This is a genomic window from Acinetobacter lactucae, assembly GCF_013344765.1.
In the GTDB taxonomy this organism is placed as follows: Bacteria; Pseudomonadota; Gammaproteobacteria; order Pseudomonadales; family Moraxellaceae; genus Acinetobacter; species Acinetobacter lactucae_A.
Window position 1 is genome coordinate 1 of record NZ_JABVBF010000441.1, and the last position, 407, is coordinate 407.

A 407-nucleotide genomic window follows, 5' to 3' on the forward strand; every position below is an offset into this window, starting at 1 on the left:
GGATCTGTCCCGTTCACCGGGTCAATCACTGGTGCATTCGGAGCCGTCGTATCAACTGTCACCACAGCCGTATCTGTACCCGCATTGCCCGCTGCATCTGTTGCCGTCACGGTAATGGTGTGTGGACCGTCTGTTAATACAGGCAAGCTATTGTCTGCAAGCGTCCAGGTGCCATCACCATTGTTTACTGCCGGGTAGTCAGTGCCATCTACATTCACCACCACAGTAGCTGTCGGGTCATTGACTGTACCGGTGAGCGCTGGGGTGCTGTCATTTGTTAATAGATCGTTTAGAACTACTGCCGGTGCAACTGCATCAACAACACCAGTTGCTGGTCCTGAGGTATTGCCTGCTGGATCTTTTGTTACTGCTGTTACCGTATCACCATCATTTAAGCCTGGGTTTGG

The 407-nt window shown here is 51.8% G+C and carries 1 protein-coding gene; it reads right to left on the bottom strand.

Annotated features, from left to right (window positions below; translation table 11 throughout):
* Window positions 1-407 (bottom strand): Ig-like domain-containing protein (locus HUN22_RS17755; protein WP_254617575.1); only part of this gene is annotated, 407 nt, incomplete at both ends.